This is a genomic window from Sulfurimonas sp., assembly GCF_027056685.1.
In the GTDB taxonomy this organism is placed as follows: Bacteria; Campylobacterota; Campylobacteria; order Campylobacterales; family Sulfurimonadaceae; genus Sulfurimonas.
The window spans coordinates 1-1,540 of record NZ_JALUKE010000044.1; the positions used below are offsets into that span (position 1 = coordinate 1).

Annotated in this window: 2 protein-coding genes; both read right to left on the reverse strand. The window is 34.7% G+C overall.

Translation table 11 applies throughout. From position 1 onward, the window contains the following. Nucleotides 1-172: cation-transporting P-type ATPase (locus MVY38_RS01555; RefSeq protein ID WP_366939739.1), on the reverse strand; the 172-nt coding region annotated here is incomplete at its 3' end. A gap of 13 nt (nt 173-185) precedes the next feature. After that, nucleotides 186-1,540: UPF0182 family protein (locus tag MVY38_RS01560; protein WP_297482755.1), on the reverse strand; the 1,355-nt coding region annotated here is incomplete at its 5' end.

Below are 1,540 nucleotides of genomic sequence, written 5' to 3' on the forward strand. Positions count from 1 at the left end.
CTATTGCTGAGAGAACTGCTGCAATTTCAATCATCCAAGGAATAGGACCCCAGAACTTTTTAAAAAGCCTTTGATACCAAGTCTCTTCTTTTTCGTTTATTTCGTTATAGCCATATTTTTTTAGTCGCTCTTGAACTTCTTGGGGTGTGAGTCCAGTCATATTTTCATCCATTAGTAACTCCTAATTATATTTTATTTTTTTTAGATGTTTTAGAAAGAGTAGATTGTAGTTGTTGCATCTCTTTTCCAAAACCTGTCCAATTGCCTTGCTGCAAAAATTGCAACGCCTGATTGTAATGTTTTAATGCCTCTTTTGTTCCTTGTAGAACAGGCACTTTTAGCGATTTAGTTTTAGATACAGAGATATTAAAAATAGCTTGAAGTGCTTCATCTAATGTCCTCCTCATTGCAATTTTATCTTTAAATACGACAATCACTCTTTTAAGCTCAGGAATCTGACCTTGTTCTGACTGCAGATATACAGGCTCTACATAGAGAAAAGAGTTTTTGATGGGAATAACAAGCTGATTCCCTTTTATAACTCGTGAACCTTGTTGTCCCCAGAGTGTAAGTTCAGCTGAGATTTCTGGTTTTTGGTTAATTCTCGCCTCTATTTGCATAGGTCCATAAATGAGCTTGTCTTTAGGGAGTGTGTAGACTATCAAATCGCCATAATGAGGAGTATCACATCGTGCACACATCCATGCTACCATATTGTCTTTTTTTGAAGGATTCAGCGGCAGCATCAAAATATACTCTTCGCTTTTCATCTTTGGTAAACGCATAATAATATAATACGGAACCATTTTTTGCTCTTGACCTTCATACATAACATTTGGTATTTGCCAATAATCTTCCTGATTATAAAAAACCTTTGGATCAGTCATATGGTAGGCATTATAAATTTTTACCTGAATATTGAACAAATCTGTAGGGTAACGGATATGTGCTTGTAAAAATTTTGGCATTGCTTTAAAAGGCTTAAATAGTTTTGGATATATTTTTTCATAGGTCTGCAGCAATGCATCGTGAGGATTAATGACATAAAAAGAGACATTGCCGTTGTAAGCATCAATCACTACTTTTACAGAGTTTTTAATGTAATTGATGCCTCTTTTGATTGGATTGCGTGAGATTGGTTCTGAGTATGGGTACATATTGCTTGTTGTATAGGCATCTTGTATCCAATAAATTTTTCCATCTTTACCAATCACCGTATATGGTTGTCTGTCGTATGCAAGAAAAGGTGCTAGTTTTGCAACACGCTCAGTGATATTTCTATAGAACATAATACGGCTTTTATTGCTCAAATAAGTTGTGAAAAGAATATTTATGTCAGAAAATTTCCATGCATATACAAGGCGTTTAAAAAGAGAAGATATTTTTACTCCTCCATCTCCTTTGTAGTGAGTATAAACATTCTTTGCTCCTTTTGGATAATCAAACTCTTTTGCCTTTGTATTGACTAGAACAAATTGCTCTGTTGATTGACCATAATAGATGCCCATTTGCTTTAGTTTTAGAGGTACGCTACTAACAG